Origin of the sequence: Clostridium ihumii AP5 (assembly GCF_000612845.1) — a bacterium.
Taxonomy (GTDB): Bacteria; Bacillota; Clostridia; order Clostridiales; family Clostridiaceae; genus Clostridium_J; species Clostridium_J ihumii.
On record NZ_CCAT010000046.1, the window covers coordinates 38,925 to 54,380 of the forward strand.

Below are 15,456 nucleotides of genomic sequence, written 5' to 3' on the forward strand. Positions count from 1 at the left end.
TAAATATTAAGAACGAAGTGAGTAATATTAACCATCATTGTTAATCGTTAACTGTTAATTGTTAATTGGTTCCAAGCATGATAATAGTAATAAACTATAAGGTTAGTACTGTGATTTGATAAATCTATTATTTTAAATTTGAACTTGGAACCCTATATAAAAGCTAATTTTAAAGGAGATATTTTATGGATTGGTATTGTGCCGTTTTTAATAGTGATAAAGTTTCAAATGCAATGGGAGCTCAAATTTTATATGATATGCTTTGTGAAGGCAATGATTCTTTAGTCGGTGATATTGAATTTATTGATGACTTTTATAATGATTTAACGTCAAAAAACTTTAAAATAACTGCTGATAAAGGAAAAGGATTTGTCATTGTTGGATGCAATTTAGAGGATGCAGAATATCTAAATGATTTAATTCAAAGCTTAGCTAAAAAACATGGTCTTTCATACTATGAGCCACAAAATTTAACTTATGTATTTTAGATTAAAAATATTTTTTGGGGGTATTTAAATGAAAATCGCCGTTATTTATGGAACTGAAAGAAAAGGCAGTACATATAATATTGCTCAATTATTTATATCTAAATTATCTGATGCTAAAGAAGATGTAACTGAATTCTTTCTTCCTACTTCTATGCCTAATTTCTGTCGTGGTTGCTTTATGTGTTTTAATGAATCTAGTAACTGTCCAGACTATAAATATGTTAAGCCTATTTTAGATGCTATGCTTAATGCGGATATACTTATTTTTGCTTCTCCTGTTTATGTTTATCATGTAACAGGTCAAATGAAAACATTCTTAGACCACTTTGCATTTCAATGGATGGTTCATAAACCTAATGAAAAAATGTTTAAAAAGCAAGCATTAATTATTTCTACAGCTGCTGGTGGTGGTACTAAATCTACAATGAAAGACCTTAAAGATAGCATGATTTATTGGGGCGTTGCTAAAACTCATACTTATGGTGTTAATGTTGCTGCTGGAAGTTGGAATCATGTTTCTGATAAAAAGAAAACAGAAATTAAAAATACTGTAGATAAATTATCAACTAAAATTAAAAATAATAGCTCTCATATAAAACCATGTTTAAAAGTAAAAACGCTTTTTTATGGAATGCGTTTTTTTCACAAAAAGTTTGGTGTCAACAAACCAGACGTTGAATATTGGGAAAATAAAGGCTGGCTCTATAAAACTAGACCTTGGTAATATGTTTTATATTATAAAAATAATAAGCACTTTAAAATGCTTATTATTTTTATACTAATATATTTTAAGCAAAAACTATTCCTGAAGCACTAAGAACATCTATTTCTCCAAGTGCTTGAACTCTTAGTGAATTAGCCAAAATGCTTAGTATATATGAATATGCCAATTTTTTGTATGGATATATAGTTTCATTATTGGTTTCTTGTGAAATTATAAACCTCTTTTCAGCTACTATCCATAAAACTACATATCCAATTAAAACTATTTCTGCACCATTTAACGTAACAGTTGTAGCTTTAGGTCCATCTTCATCTATTTCTAAGATTTCTGTTACATCTATGTTTGCTCCAACTACAAATAAAGAATATCCAATAACTAATAATGTAGCTCCAATCTTCTCAAGATTTGCAAGTTCTATAAGTATATCTTCTTTTTCCATATAACTATTCCTCCATAAATGAAGTCATTTTATTATATGTAAAAAAGTTACATTTAGTGTTCCTAATCACAAATTTTATAATTGTATTTTCTCAAACAACTTAAAGGTAATTCCATCCTAACTGTTTTTAATGGATTTACTACCTGGCAAATAACTAAATTTCCTACCATCGATAAAAGCATTCCTGCATCATATACATCCATTTTTAACTCTTTCACTAAGAAATTATGCATATCCACTGTAGCTTTCTTCCAAGCTTCTTCAACAGTTTTACTAGATGCAACAACTATAAGTTTATCGTCAACTTCTATCATTGGGCCTTCTATTGACTTATTTTTTATAACTGTAACTTTTAATGTAACTTCTCCTTCAATTTCTAATCCACACATTGATATTTCACCATCACCCATTAAAGCATGTAAGTCACCTAAAGCCAAAAGTCCCCCTTCAACTTGAACTGGAAAATATAATGTAGCACCCTTCTTTATTTTTGTACAATCCATGTTTCCTCCATGACTTCCTGGTGTTACCGTTGGCACTACGTCATTACTTGGTGCAACCCCTATTACACCTATCATAGGATCAATTTCAAAACTTAACTTTTCATTAAAATAAGCTATATTGTTTTTCACTTTAATTCTTTTTATTTTAGATTCTGTAAATTTATCTCCAAGGCACCCTTCATTTGCTATTGCACCTATTACTCCAACTTCACCAACTTTGATATCTAATATTTCTACTTTTAAAACGTCATTTACTTCAGCATTATTAACATAAATTGGTCCTGTTGCTGGATTAGTTAAACTCATATCAATTTCCTCTAATGCTTTAGAATCATCTAATAGTTGATTTTTAAAACAATCAAAAGTTTGTACTTTTATTACGTCACCTGATTCTATATTTTTAATTGATTTATTTTCTTTAGAAAAATTATAAATAACATTTTTTCTATCAATATTAATCATATTATTCGCCCCTTCTTATTTTAAAATTTTAATTTTTAGAAGTTGAAACCTAAAATAAATCTAATTTTATTTTCTATATTATACTATATACTCACTGATTTTAAAGTACATTTGTCTTCTCATCTGATGCTTCAGTCTCAATTTTATAACTTAATAAAAAAATAAACTAGCCAAAACTAGTTTATCTTTGAAACTTCTATATTTTTAGATATTGTATTTAGTGGTTTTATTTGATTTTTCATAACAAACCCTTTTAAATTCTTATATTCACCTGCTAAAATTAACTTTACTTCATACCATATGATTCCATATGCTTCACAGCAATCCACCACTTCAACTCTAGTTCCCTTTAATACGTTTCTTAGCGTTGGTAATGTTGTCACTGGTCCAACATGCATAGATGTACTGCTTATAACCTCACCATATTCAACCTCTAAAGGCAAATATGACACAGTTATATTATTTTCACTCATCTGTTCAAATAACTTTAACTTCTGCTGAAGTTCACTATTTCTCTTACTTAAAACTCTACACTTAGTATTCTCTTTATTAGCTTTTAACATTAAATTATAACTATACCCACCTAACCCGCAACAACTAAAAAATAAAATTAATATAAGAAACCCGCTCATTCTCTCCTCCCAGGATTAGCTATTACTTCTCTTAATATTTATATGTACTTTTTTTTAATTAATTACACCTTCATTTCATTTATAGGTTTCCAAGCTCAAATTTAAAGTAATCTTTTTATCAAATGATACTAACAACATTATAGTTTATTCCTGTTTTTATATTTGAAACCAAGTAAGAAGTAAAAGTGAAGAGTGAAAAGTGATGGTTGATATTACTCACTCTGTTCCTAATATCTAGCACTGCCCTGACAATTGTCAGTTTTAAATTTTACTTAGTTTTCACTTACCTCAAATCATAAACTTAATCTAAGTAAAAAAATAAAGGAAGAACACTAAGTTCCTCCTCTAATCATCTAATTTCTATGAAATTTTTTTATTTAATTCATCATATTCATTTATGAATATATCTGCTAATTCCTTCATTGCTTCATGATCTTTTGTTGAGTACTCATCATGTACACCAACAACTTTCATGTTAGCTGCTTTGGCACCTTTAACTGCTGGAAGTATGTCTTCAAAAACCATGCAATTCTCAGGAGCTACCCCTAATTTTTCAGCTGTTAAAAGATATACATCTGGAAAATCCTTACCCCTATTAACTTCATTTGTAGTTGTTATTACATCGAAGTATTCATATATATCATTTCCTTTTAAACATGCTTCTAATAAGCTTGTACTATTACTAGTTGCTAATGCTATCTTTATATTATTTCTTCTTAGTAACTCAAAGAAAGTTCTAACTCCTGGCTTTAATTTTATGTTTTTAGAATATTCCTCATAAGCCATTTCATTCCAATGTTCTTTTATTTCATCAACAGTGTATGGTAAATTAAATGTATTCTTAAAATATGCTGCAACTTCATTATAGCTTAGATGTGCTATACTATCCTTTAAAGTTTCAGGTATTTCTATATTATGCTTACCTAAATAGTTTTCATCTATTTCATCCCATACCCACATAGAGTCGACAATTGTTCCATCCATATCAAATATTGCTGCTTTAATGTTCTCTAACATATCTCGTCACCTCTTTTATCCTAATTTATATAAATATATTTAAAATTCTTTTAAACTTTATTTATCAGTATAACAAATTATCCTAACTTATAAAAGATTATTTGTTATACATTATAGAATATATTTTCCAATTTGACACAAAATAATAGGCCATTAATAAAAATTAATGACCTATTTTTTTTATTTAAAGCTTCTATGGAATATGTTTGTTTTATCATGATTTAAGAAGTCTTTTAATCTTTTTATATCTAACTCAGCTAATATTTCTTGCATTTTTTCACTTTGCGTTGCAACTTTAAATTCAGCGTCATCAGCACATTCATTTACTTTCTTAGTTCCTTCTTCCATAGGAAGTATAGCCTTAGGACCGCCTACACAGCCACCTTTACAGCCCATTCCTTCAATAAAGTTACCATCTACTTCACCATTTATAACTTTATTAAGTAGTACTTTACAATCTTTAACTCCATCAGCTTGTATTGCTGTTAAATTTTCATATTTATTAGGGAATAACATTTCAATAGCTTCTGTTATTGCCATTGAAACTCCACCAGTTCTTGCGTAAAGTCTTCCCCCTTTAGATGCATATTCTAATGTTTTTGTTTCTTCTAATTCAGCTGGATTTATATTTAATGCATCAAAGATTTCTTGAACTTCTGCAAATGTTAATACATAATCTATATCACCTTTTAAATCTGGTTCTTTAGCTTCTGATTTCTTAGCTATACATGGTCCTACGAAAACTACTTTTACCTTAGGATTTAATGCTTTTAAAACTCTTCCTGCTGCTATCATTGGAGATACTGATGGTGATACATGTTTTATTAAATCGCCATAAACTTTTTTAATCATAGCAACCCACATAGGACAACAACATGATGTTATCATAAAATCATCCTTATCTTTTACCATTGCATCAAATTCTACAGCTTCCTTTAAAGTTAACATATCTGCAAAAAATGCAACTTCAATCATATCTGTAAAACCAACCTTTTTAAAAGCTGTTCTCATTTGGTCTAAATTTGCATCATTAAATTGATTTGCAATAGCTGGTGCAACTGCTGCTATAACTACATCTCCACTATTTATAAGTTCAAACAATGGCAAAAACTCAACTTTGTCAACTATAGTTCCACCTTTACATGCCTCTACACATAAACCGCAATCAGTGCATGCTTCAGCATCTATATATCTTCCTGTTTCTTCTTTATTAAGTTTTATTGCATCAAAAGGACAAGATGCTTCACATCGTGCATTATGCTCACTACATCCACTACAATCCTCTGTTATCTTAGTTACTATTTTTTCATTGTTCTCACAGTTTTTAATAGCTTCTTTTAATCTTTTAGGATAATCTTCACTATACCCTAACTCAACTCCACACAAACTAGATATGTTTTTACATAAAACATTTTTATCTCCAGTTTCTTTAGACAATATTTCCTCTATTTTACTTTCAAACACTCCATTTTTATATGCAACAACCAATTCTTTAAACATATCATTATAATTCTTATTCAATAAAATCACATCCTAACTCTTCAAATCACAAAATTTATTTAAATGAAACTTAATTTCACCATATTTTTAAAATACAATATACTTCTATTATTTATGAATACTTTACCCTAATATAAATTAAAATATGCATAACTTACACATTAAAGAACATATATCCATAAAAAAAGAGACTATTCATTAAGTTAAATAATCCCTTTTATCTAATCTATAAATTAAAATTATTTTATCCTAATTCTCATATACGGTTCCTTCTTGAGATGAAATATTTGCTTCCTCATCCCCTAAGCATAAACTTCTTCTTAGTAAAATTGATGCAAGTATTACTATACTAGAAGAAATTATTACCACAATACTTGCTGGAATTTTATCATAAAGCATACCAAAAAACATACTTCCAAGTGGTGAAGCAGCCATTAATAATGCATTCATTACTGTTGAAACTCTTCCTAAGTATTGTACTGACACTTGTTGTTGAACAGATATACCTAGTGCCATGCTAGTAGCTGAACCTAATGCTACAACACATATACATAATACAGTTAAAATAATAAATATAATTGATTTATTTCCTATAATATTAATAATATCTTTTGATGCACATAGCGAAACTAAAAATACACTTATTCCCATAGATATAGTAGCTATAAACATTAATTTCCCGATTTTCATTTTCTTACATAAATATGCACAAAGAACTGGTGCTATAAACATTCCTACAACTAAAACTGATTGCATAATTCCATATTGATAATCAGATACTTTTAAAATCTGTTTACTAATATACAAAACTCCAATACTTATAAAAGAATTAAATGCAAAATTTAAAATTATACCTAACTTAATTATAGCTTTTATTACTTTTCTCTCTTTTACAAAGTTAAGTCCAGCCAAAAAATCCTGCTTAAATACTTTGAAATTAATTTTCTCTGGTCTTTTATTTAACTTAGGTACATTAATAAACATCTCACTTATTGCTGATAATGTAAAACTTATTGCATTTATAATAAATACTAATCCTAAACCCTTTATGCCATATAATATTGCTCCTATACATGGTGAAAGCAATAATCCTATATTCATTATGGTTGAATTTATTCCATTTGCTGCTACAAGTTCTTCTTTTTCTACAATTGACGGTATAATTGTTCCTACTGCTGGTTGAAATAGTAGTTCAATAATTGCAAGTGATACCGTAAGTACATATATATATGGCATTGATATTCCACCATTAATATGAAATATACAAGCATATAAAGCTATAATTAATCCATTTAAAAAATCTAATCCTACAACTATCTTTTTTCTATCAAACCAATCTGCAAAAACGCCTGCTATTGGTCCTAATATAATTTTAGGTATAACTGTTACGGCTAAAACTGATGCAAATTTAGTTGCCGATCCAGTCTTGGCTAATACATATAATGATAATGCTGTAGCTTGCATCTCACTTCCAATTAACGATACAAACTTCCCCTGCATTAACAATAAAAAATCTTTTTTCTTTAAAACACTACTTACCATATTCCCCTCCACAATTATTAAACAGATTTTTTCACTTTCAAATTTAATTACAGTTTCATATCATTTCCTTAGCTTATAAGCCTTTTCTATATAATCATTCATATTCAATTTAGTTACACTTATAATTTTACATATAATTTCATTAATGGTAAAATATTTGTAATTGTTTCCTTATTCATTTTTACAATATATATTTTCTTTTACCGATTATTCTATTGTTTTTTATATAACTTATTATAATTTACTAAAATGTTCTTTTTCAGAACATTCATTCTATTTCAGGGGGACTTTATAATGAATTTAGGTGATAAAATAAAGTTTTTTAGAAAAAAAGTGGGCCTTACTCAACTTGAGTTAAGCTGTGATATATTAAGTAGAAGTACTATTAGTAAAATAGAAAGTAATAAATACACGCCTTCTATACTTCAACTTCAGCATATAGCTAAAGCACTTAACATAGATGTATCTTATTTAATATCTGAAGCTGATGCTATAACAAAATTCCCTACTAAAACTTATAACATTAATCTTATAAGTGACTTATATGAAAATAAAAAGTATCTTGATATAATTGAACGTTTTACTCCCTTTGATTTTGTAACTTATTATTACATTGGTATGAGTTACTATAAGCTTGCTTTATTTAATGATGCACTAAAATACTTAGATTGTTGTGAAAAACTCTTTAAAGATTTATCAAGTGAATTACGTTTTATTAATGTAGAAAATCTATGTTATTCTTTAAATTCCTTAAGAATATTAAAAATAAAATCTTTAGGAGAAGATTTAAACAAACATTATTTGGAAAAAATATTAGCTTATTTAAATTACTATAATAAGTTAAACTGTGAAATTTACTTTATTGCTTACAATAATTTAGGTGTATATTATTTGAATATAAATGATTATGAGAAAACTATATATTTCATCGAGGATTTTTTAAGTAAAAATATAAAAATTAATTCTTTTAGTGTACTTCCAAACATGCACTTAATCTTAAACAATGCTTACTTTTCAATTAAAAATTATCAAAAAGCCATTGACTCAATGCTTAAATGCATATTCTTTTTTAATTATATTGGTAACTTTGATGCTGAACAGGAATGCTATATAATTCTGCTAAACTGTTATTTATATGCCTATCAATATGATAAATTTATTGAAACTTTGAGTGAATTGTTCATAAAATTTAAAGGTTGTGAATTTGAAGAGTCATATAAAGTACTTGACCTAGCACTTTTATATAATAATAATAAATTAAGTGAAATATTGTATAAAACTCGCACTATAAATGTAAATAAATTGAAATTAAATTCTAAAATGGACTACTATTTTATCTTAAGTCGAACTAATTTTATGTTAAACAATACTGATATTGGTTATAAACATTTTAAAAAATGCTATAAATTCTTAAAAGATAACAATAAATTTTTAGATTTATCTCTATTATATAAAGATTTATTTGTAGCTTATAACAATATAGAATATTATAACTCATATATTAAATATAAAAATATACATGAAAATAGCAACTATAATGTTATGAATCCTAATATTACTTTACCACACTATAGGGCTCCAAGCTTAAATTCAAAATAATAGTTTTCTCAAATGATACTATTAATCTTATAGGTTATTGCTATTTTTATATTTGGACCCAAGTAAAAAGTAATAGTGAATAGTGTTTAATAAAAAATAGGGATGTTTCCTATTTAAACATCCCTATTTTTATTAATTAATTTAATTCATATTTTGTTTTGCTTGTCTCAACTAATTCTGCTGAATCCACCTTAACCAGCTCACCCTTAGATGTTTCAAACACATTTTTATCCACTACTAAATTCATAAATTTTAATATGTCATCTTCCACTAAATTATCCTTTACATTTTTTATAGTAATTCTGCTCTTTGTTCCACCCTGATTTATAAAAGTTAATACTAATTGTTTTGCCATTTGAAATTCCCCCTCATTTTTATTTTTAATATATCTGATTTTAATAGTTACCTTTTAAAGTATTATTAAAATCATTTTTTATTTATAGTTATAATTATTTCTAAAGATTTATTTAAAATAAACTTTACAGTAACATTTATATTTATTTTAAATAACTCTAAAAATAATTTTTTTAAGCGGAAAAGTAATTTTTTACTTTTCCTCATATGCCTAACCTACTAGTTCGCCTTTGTCTTCTTTTACTATCTTTTGAATTTCTCCCTCTAGTAAGCTTGTCATTGCACTTCCTATTTCGTATAGTGCTTCATCAGGTGCATCCTTTTTGATCTTTGAAAATTTTTGAGATTTAACAATGTCTTTTCCATTCTCATCCTCTCCAACTTTATAAAATACACTTATGGCACTGCTTTTTCTAAAATTTTTTACTGCCATTATCATCATCCCCTTTCACTCTATATATAGGTGAAAATCACAAAAAACAACAAAACAATTTTTTAAAATTTTAATATCATCGGATTTTTACCCATTTGCTCTTCTAAAAAACACTAAACGCATTAGAACTTCTTTTAAATTAACATTCTATTTCAAATATGAATTTTTTAATAAAAATGGTGTTTATTCTTAATATTTAAGCTTTATATGTAAACATTCTGTTAAAGGTGACTTTTCAATTGTTGTTTTTTCGTTTTTTTCACTATATAGAGATTGAAAGTAATATTAAAAGTTAATTTGAGGGGGTTTTATTTATGTTTTCAATTTCAAATTTTAATCAATTAGAATCAAAAAAATTAGGCGTTTCTTTAGATGATTTACTTATCTTAAATTATATAAAAACTGGTGTTGATAATCTTACTCTTTTTTCTAAAGTTATAAACAAAGAAAAATATTATTGGATTGATTACGAAAAAGTTATAGACACTTTCCCTATTCTTAACATCAAAAAGGATACTTTATATAGAAAATTAAAGAAGCTTTGTGTATCTAAAGTATTAAAACATACCACTGTTAAAAGTGGTGGTACTTACTCTTTTTATACTTTTGGGGAAAACTTCGAAAAGATATTAAATGTTTCAAATAATTATCCACAAAACAAAGATAAATTTACGACTAATGTGGATAGAAATTCTTACACTGTGGACAATTCCAAAAAATCTAAAAAAGTTACAAGTAAAAATGTAAGAAATATAGACTCTAATTCAGATAATACTGCTCTTAATGTACAAAATCCTAATTTTAATTTAGCTTCCGAGCATAATGGAATTTTTTCTGAATATATAAAATCTCAACCCGACTTCACGGATTTATATAACTGTGAATCTAAAGAAAATCCGTTAGCTAGTGAACTTATATCCAAAGTCATTGGAGATAACTCCTTAACTAAATATATATATAATATATTAAATAACATTAAAATGTTATTTAATAATATATCTAAGTCTAATTATATTAATTCTATAAATAGAATTAATAATAATAACAACTGTAGTAATAATAATAGTTTAGATAATGATTTTAATCCTGATAACTTGGATGTTTATAATTACTATACTGAATGTGGTTTAGGTACTTTGAATAATACTGCAATTAATCTTATCAACACACTAGTTAATAAACATGGAATAGAGTCTTTGAAAAAAGCAATGACTGAAGCTGTAAGACAAAACTCACCTAAACTTTCATATGTGGAAGGCATACTTAAAAACTGGGAAAACAAAAATAAAAAGCCAGTAAAAACTCAAGTTCCTACTGACACTAGTACTCAAACACCTACTAAAAGCAAAGATAGCTTTAATAACTTTGAGCAAAGAAAATATGATTTTAAAGAATTAGAATGGGACTTACTAGGCTGGAATAATCTTTAATTTCATAACTTAATTTTCTTTTATAGATCTTAATATTTGGTAGCCATCTTTTTTCTTTATAACTTCACAATTACCAAATAATTTTTCTAGTTTTTCTTGTGAGCTTTTAGCACCTTGTTTCTTTTGAATTACAACGTAGATAATTCCATCTTTATTTAGGTGCTCATAAGCTCCTTCATAAATTGAATGAACTACATCCTTACCTGCACGAATTGGTGGATTTGTAACTACAACATCATAGTTTTTTTCTACATTGTCAAATGTATCTGACATAAATACAGTAGTTCTGTCACTAACATTGTTAGCTTCAGTATTTTTCTTGCATAATTCTAATGCTCTATCATTTACATCCACCATTGTAACTTTAGATGACTCTAAATATGTAGCTAGTGAAATTCCAATAGGTCCATAACCACAACCAACATCTAATATTTCTATATCACTATCTTTAAAGTTTTTAACATCATCTATAACTGTTTGAATTAGCACCATAGATCCAAAATCTATTTTGCTTTTAGAAAAAACGCCATTGTTTGTGTAGAATTTAAAAGTTCTATCAACTATGTAATATTCTATTAGTTTAATTTCATCTTTAGTGCTTGAATTTTTACTAAAATAATGTTCCATAATCCGTCTCCTATACTAAGGCATACTCAATAAACTATTATATATATACATAAATTCTTGAGCATGCCTAATTATTTATAATTTAAAGTTAAATTTCATTCCAATTATACATTATCACTGTATTTATAACAACCATAGGGCCTTAAGCTAACATTTTAAATTGAAACTCTATCTATTCTAGAAATCTAATCTACTAAAACTCCAATAATATGAATCACCATTTAGTATATAACAAACTTGATTACTTCTAGTTTCAGCATTTACTGACACATAATAATCTTTATTTGGATCTATCAAACTATATGATTTACTTCCATCACTATTTTCATTGTATCCTCTTAATGTCATTGAATGTGCTCCGTTATTAGATAACATTCCTAAGTGAATAGGATGACCTCCATCTATTATAGATTTAACTTCTTCATAAGGCACTGTAACTGTTTGTCTTGGGTAAAGCCCCCAATTATTATATACCATTTTCATTTGTTTCCAGCTTCCGCCTTTTTCAATTTCTTCACCATATGCAAACTTAACTAACTCTGCTGCCTCTAAATGTGTGCCTTTTTCATAATTAATTATACTTGCACAAGTTGCTGCCCAACACCAAGGATGCTCCCCTTGTAAAACTATATTTATTGGTAAACTATTTGAGGTTTTTGATGTTGCTTTATAACTATTATCATTAATCTTATTATACTCATTTAATGGAGTTACTATTTTATTTGAATTTATAATTTTTTCATCTGATGCATCTATATTTTTTGTTAATCCATTTATATTAAATTTAGATTTATTTTCTTGGTTTGCGTTAGTGTCTGTATAAGTCTTAGCTAATACTATAGATTTAGTAGGGCTTACTGCTCTTAATTCATTATTGTTATTTACTATCCTAAATTCAGAGTGTTCATTCTCTACCATAGCTTGTAATTTACTTGCAAATCCTTTTTCGAATGTTGATGTATATCCCTTTTCTGAATTCTCACTTACACCTAAAACTGCAACTATTTTATTATCACTTGTAACTGGAAAATAGCATACCTTTGCCAAATCTTCTTTATAAACACTAAAAGGTTCTGCTAACTTAAAATTTTGTATATCATACCCTTCAAATCCATACTGCTTAGGTTCCACCATAACATTCTGTATATGTTTTGGGAGTTCTTTAATAGCATAATCCTTTAAATCAGCTGATATACTTTCAGAAATAATCTTAAAATCACTATTACCGCTATTTATTGCATAACCACTTGTAGTTAATATTAGAAACATTGAAAACAAAATAACCATAAACAAAGAAAGCTTTTTAATTTTTTTATACATATTCCCTCCAAATATAATATTTTTTATAATTTATTATATTAAAAAAGAAACAAATTCTTTCTTACTTAGTTTCCTTAAAACAAAATTTTATTATTTATACATTTTTTGTTCTTATTCTTCATAAATGTCTATAGGCATATAATTTGAAACTTTATGTTGTTTATATTTCAGTTGAGAATTTTAACTCTAAGTTCTAATCTATATTTTTAAAATTGACAATTGATAATTATTAATTTTTATATAAATTCTCAATTAAAATAATAGTAATTTCATTTTCAAGCTTGGATATAGTGTTCTTATTTTACATATGTAAATATACTATATAGTATAAGGAGGTGTTACAATTTGAAAATTAAAGTTACAATCGGCATTGCAATGATACTTGTAATTATTTTTATTATTCAATCCTTCTCAACTACAAAACTTAATATAGGTTCTTCTAAATCTTTGCTTACAAAATTCACCTATGATTTAAACTTTAAAATTGGAGAAGAATATGTTTATGTTATGGTTAAGGACTCATGCACTTCAAAGATTAATAAACTTGTTATGAATAAGAATGTAAGTGCTGATAAAAATCCTACAATATCCGTTCCTAAAAATAGCACCATATATATATCCCTATATTCAAATGCCACAATTCTAGCTGACTGGAAACTCTCCAATGAATCTAACCTAAAAAATTTAAATTATAAAAATTCATTTTTTACATTTCCTAAATACAGCAATTTAAACTCTAAAGCTGAAGGATCATCGCCACGTAGAAACAACTTTGAATTTCAAATAACAAATGTAGGTGAAGAAACTATTAGTTTTGAATACATTGCTACTGAAACTAAAGAAGTATATAACACTTTAAATATGAATATACAATCAAAATAGCAATTTATTAGAAAAATATATATTATACTCAAACCATATAAATTTTCACAATGCATTAGAATACAATTCTAAAATTGATTTGTTATTAAAAACTCTTACTTAGTTCTTAAACTTGATGATCCATCAAAAAGAAATTGTAAATCTTCAGCATTTTCTATGTCAACAGAAAATCCTCCACTTGCATAATAATTAAAAATTATTATATTAATAAAAAAATAACAAACTATGGATTTTAATAAACCATAGTTTGTTACTTTTTATTTTAGAATCCTAATCTACTAGAATACCAATAAAATCTATATCCGTTTAATATATAATAGACATTACTACTATCACTTTTTGCGCTTACTGATACAAAATAGTCTTTGTTTGGATCTATTAAACTATATGATTTAGTTCCATCGCTATTTTCAGTGTATCCTCTTAATGTCATTGAATGTCCACCAGCGCCATATGACATCATTCCTAGATGTATTGGATGTCCACCATCTATAGTAGTTTTTACTTGATCATATGCTATTGGATCAGTTTGATTTGGATAAAGTCCCCAATTATTATATGCTTTTTTCATATGATTCCAGTTTCCACCTTCTTCAACTTCTGAACCATATACATATCTAACTACCTCTGCAGCATCTAAATTGGTACCCTTTTCATAATTTATTATACCTGCACAAGTTGCTGCCCAACACCATGGATGTGATCCTTGTAAAACTATCTTTATTTGCAAGCTATTTGAATCTTGTGTTAATTGCTCATAATTATTAGAATTGCTTGTAGTGTATTCATTTAATGGTGTTGTGATTTCTTTTGAATTTATAACTGACTCTTGAGCCTTATTTACATTGCTCTCTAAATTATAATTGTTAAAATGAGCTTTTTTACTTTGACCTTTATTAGCTTCTGTATAAGTTTTTGCTAATAACACAGATTTAATATTATTTACTGCTCTTAATTCATTATTGTCATTTACTATTCTAAATGCAGAGTGTTCATTCTCCACCATAGTTTGTAACTTATCTGCAAATCCTTTTTCGAATGTTGATGTGTATCCTTCTCCTGAAGTTTTACTTACGCCTAAAAGTGCTATTATTTTACTATTATTTGTAACTGGAAAATAATACACACTTCCATTTTCTTCTGAATAAACACTAAAAGGTTCTGCTAATTTAAAGTTTTGCACATCATATCCTTTAAATCCATATTGTTCAGCTTCCATTTGTATATTTTGAATATGTTTGGGAAGTTCTTTTATGGCATATTCCTTTAACCCACCTGGTATATTTTCAGAAACAATTTTAAAGTCATTATTAGATTTAGTAGTTAATGCATAGCTACTAGTTGTTGTTACAATAAATATTGAAAACAACACAAACATAAACAATGCAATTTTTCTAATCCTTTTTTTCATAATTCCTCCTAATATAATAAATATTTATATTTTATTATATTAATTAGAAACTTATAGTTTCGTTATTTAAGGTCTAAAATCAAAATTTAATTA

General features: G+C 26.8%; 16 protein-coding genes. 5 read left to right on the forward strand and 11 right to left on the reverse strand.

The window, feature by feature from the left end; genetic code table 11:
- Nucleotides 1-185 precede the first annotated feature (185 nt).
- Nucleotides 186-488, forward strand: a complete 303-nt coding sequence (locus tag BN346_RS09310) for a hypothetical protein (RefSeq protein WP_040328139.1) — start codon at nt 186-188, stop codon at nt 486-488.
- Nucleotides 489-516: 28 nt separating this feature from the next.
- Nucleotides 517-1,212 carry a flavodoxin family protein gene (locus tag BN346_RS09315; RefSeq protein WP_040328141.1) on the forward strand — a complete coding sequence of 232 codons (696 nt, stop codon included), beginning with the start codon at nt 517-519 and terminating at the stop codon, nt 1,210-1,212.
- A gap of 64 nt (nt 1,213-1,276) precedes the next feature.
- On the opposite strand, the gene BN346_RS09320 is transcribed toward BN346_RS09315, so the two are convergent.
- The 6 genes from BN346_RS09320 to BN346_RS09345 all read right to left on the reverse strand — a co-directional run bounded on the left by BN346_RS09320 (nt 1,277) and on the right by BN346_RS09345 (nt 7,307).
- Nucleotides 1,277-1,651: a hypothetical protein gene (locus BN346_RS09320; protein ID WP_040328142.1), complete on the reverse strand. Its 375-nt coding sequence runs from the start codon at nt 1,649-1,651 to the stop codon at nt 1,277-1,279.
- Nucleotides 1,652-1,713: 62 nt separating this feature from the next.
- Nucleotides 1,714-2,616, reverse strand: coding sequence for an acetamidase/formamidase family protein (locus BN346_RS09325; RefSeq protein ID WP_040328143.1), 903 nt, complete (start codon nt 2,614-2,616; stop codon nt 1,714-1,716).
- Nucleotides 2,617-2,792: 176 nt separating this feature from the next.
- Complete coding sequence (locus BN346_RS09330; RefSeq protein ID WP_040328144.1) at nt 2,793-3,248, reverse strand: SH3 domain-containing protein; 456 nt, start codon at nt 3,246-3,248, stop codon at nt 2,793-2,795.
- Between the two features lie 360 nt (nt 3,249-3,608).
- Entirely contained in the window at nt 3,609-4,265 is a 657-nt protein-coding gene (locus BN346_RS09335; protein ID WP_040328145.1) for an HAD family hydrolase, read from the reverse strand.
- A 180-nt stretch (nt 4,266-4,445) separates the two neighbouring features.
- Entirely contained in the window at nt 4,446-5,786 is a 1,341-nt protein-coding gene (locus tag BN346_RS09340; protein ID WP_101541694.1) for a [Fe-Fe] hydrogenase large subunit C-terminal domain-containing protein, read from the reverse strand.
- A gap of 228 nt (nt 5,787-6,014) precedes the next feature.
- Nucleotides 6,015-7,307: an MFS transporter gene (locus BN346_RS09345; protein ID WP_040328146.1), complete on the reverse strand. Its 1,293-nt coding sequence runs from the start codon at nt 7,305-7,307 to the stop codon at nt 6,015-6,017.
- A 294-nt stretch (nt 7,308-7,601) separates the two neighbouring features.
- Between BN346_RS09345 and BN346_RS20520 the strand changes: the two genes are divergently transcribed.
- Nucleotides 7,602-8,906 (forward strand): helix-turn-helix domain-containing protein, encoded by a 1,305-nt coding sequence (locus BN346_RS20520; RefSeq protein WP_051540238.1) that lies wholly within the window; start codon nt 7,602-7,604, stop codon nt 8,904-8,906.
- A gap of 136 nt (nt 8,907-9,042) precedes the next feature.
- On the opposite strand, the gene BN346_RS09355 is transcribed toward BN346_RS20520, so the two are convergent.
- Nucleotides 9,043-9,261: a DUF2922 domain-containing protein gene (locus BN346_RS09355; protein ID WP_040328147.1), complete on the reverse strand. Its 219-nt coding sequence runs from the start codon at nt 9,259-9,261 to the stop codon at nt 9,043-9,045.
- A gap of 210 nt (nt 9,262-9,471) precedes the next feature.
- Nucleotides 9,472-9,693 carry a DUF1659 domain-containing protein gene (locus tag BN346_RS09360; protein WP_040328148.1) on the reverse strand — a complete coding sequence of 74 codons (222 nt, stop codon included), beginning with the start codon at nt 9,691-9,693 and terminating at the stop codon, nt 9,472-9,474.
- 314 nt (nt 9,694-10,007) lie between these two features.
- On the opposite strand from BN346_RS09360, the gene BN346_RS09365 reads away from it, so the two are divergent.
- A complete protein-coding gene (locus BN346_RS09365) occupies nt 10,008-11,123 on the forward strand; it encodes a DnaD domain protein (protein WP_040328152.1) in 1,116 nt (371 codons plus the stop codon).
- A 9-nt stretch (nt 11,124-11,132) separates the two neighbouring features.
- Here the strand turns inward: BN346_RS09365 and BN346_RS09370 are convergent, their stop codons facing one another.
- On the reverse strand, nt 11,133-11,750 hold the full coding sequence (locus tag BN346_RS09370) for a class I SAM-dependent methyltransferase (RefSeq protein ID WP_040328154.1): 618 nt from the start codon (nt 11,748-11,750) through the stop codon (nt 11,133-11,135).
- A 177-nt stretch (nt 11,751-11,927) separates the two neighbouring features.
- Entirely contained in the window at nt 11,928-13,070 is a 1,143-nt protein-coding gene (locus tag BN346_RS09375; protein WP_040328155.1) for a papain-like cysteine protease family protein, read from the reverse strand.
- A gap of 345 nt (nt 13,071-13,415) precedes the next feature.
- On the opposite strand from BN346_RS09375, the gene BN346_RS09380 reads away from it, so the two are divergent.
- The gene (locus BN346_RS09380; RefSeq protein ID WP_040328156.1) at nt 13,416-13,952 is read left to right on the forward strand and encodes a protease inhibitor I42 family protein; all 537 of its coding nucleotides are present in this window, start codon (nt 13,416-13,418) and stop codon (nt 13,950-13,952) included.
- Nucleotides 13,953-14,214: 262 nt separating this feature from the next.
- On the opposite strand, the gene BN346_RS09385 is transcribed toward BN346_RS09380, so the two are convergent.
- Nucleotides 14,215-15,363: a papain-like cysteine protease family protein gene (locus BN346_RS09385; RefSeq protein WP_040328157.1), complete on the reverse strand. Its 1,149-nt coding sequence runs from the start codon at nt 15,361-15,363 to the stop codon at nt 14,215-14,217.
- Nucleotides 15,364-15,456: the final 93 nt, after the last annotated feature.

Coding starts and splice junctions, on each gene's coding strand:
- BN346_RS09375 (WP_040328155.1), bottom strand. CDS start 13,070: ATGTATAAAAAAATTAAAAAGCTTTCTTTGTTTATGGTTATTTTGTTT.
- BN346_RS09310 (WP_040328139.1), top strand. CDS start 186: ATGGATTGGTATTGTGCCGTTTTTAATAGTGATAAAGTTTCAAATGCA.
- BN346_RS20520 (WP_051540238.1), top strand. CDS start 7,602: ATGAATTTAGGTGATAAAATAAAGTTTTTTAGAAAAAAAGTGGGCCTT.
- BN346_RS09385 (WP_040328157.1), bottom strand. CDS start 15,363: ATGAAAAAAAGGATTAGAAAAATTGCATTGTTTATGTTTGTGTTGTTT.
- BN346_RS09325 (WP_040328143.1), bottom strand. CDS start 2,616: ATGATTAATATTGATAGAAAAAATGTTATTTATAATTTTTCTAAAGAA.
- BN346_RS09355 (WP_040328147.1), bottom strand. CDS start 9,261: ATGGCAAAACAATTAGTATTAACTTTTATAAATCAGGGTGGAACAAAG.
- BN346_RS09345 (WP_040328146.1), bottom strand. CDS start 7,307: ATGGTAAGTAGTGTTTTAAAGAAAAAAGATTTTTTATTGTTAATGCAG.
- BN346_RS09330 (WP_040328144.1), bottom strand. CDS start 3,248: ATGAGCGGGTTTCTTATATTAATTTTATTTTTTAGTTGTTGCGGGTTA.
- BN346_RS09335 (WP_040328145.1), bottom strand. CDS start 4,265: ATGTTAGAGAACATTAAAGCAGCAATATTTGATATGGATGGAACAATT.
- BN346_RS09370 (WP_040328154.1), bottom strand. CDS start 11,750: ATGGAACATTATTTTAGTAAAAATTCAAGCACTAAAGATGAAATTAAA.
- BN346_RS09315 (WP_040328141.1), top strand. CDS start 517: ATGAAAATCGCCGTTATTTATGGAACTGAAAGAAAAGGCAGTACATAT.
- BN346_RS09320 (WP_040328142.1), bottom strand. CDS start 1,651: ATGGAAAAAGAAGATATACTTATAGAACTTGCAAATCTTGAGAAGATT.
- BN346_RS09365 (WP_040328152.1), top strand. CDS start 10,008: ATGTTTTCAATTTCAAATTTTAATCAATTAGAATCAAAAAAATTAGGC.
- BN346_RS09360 (WP_040328148.1), bottom strand. CDS start 9,693: ATGGCAGTAAAAAATTTTAGAAAAAGCAGTGCCATAAGTGTATTTTAT.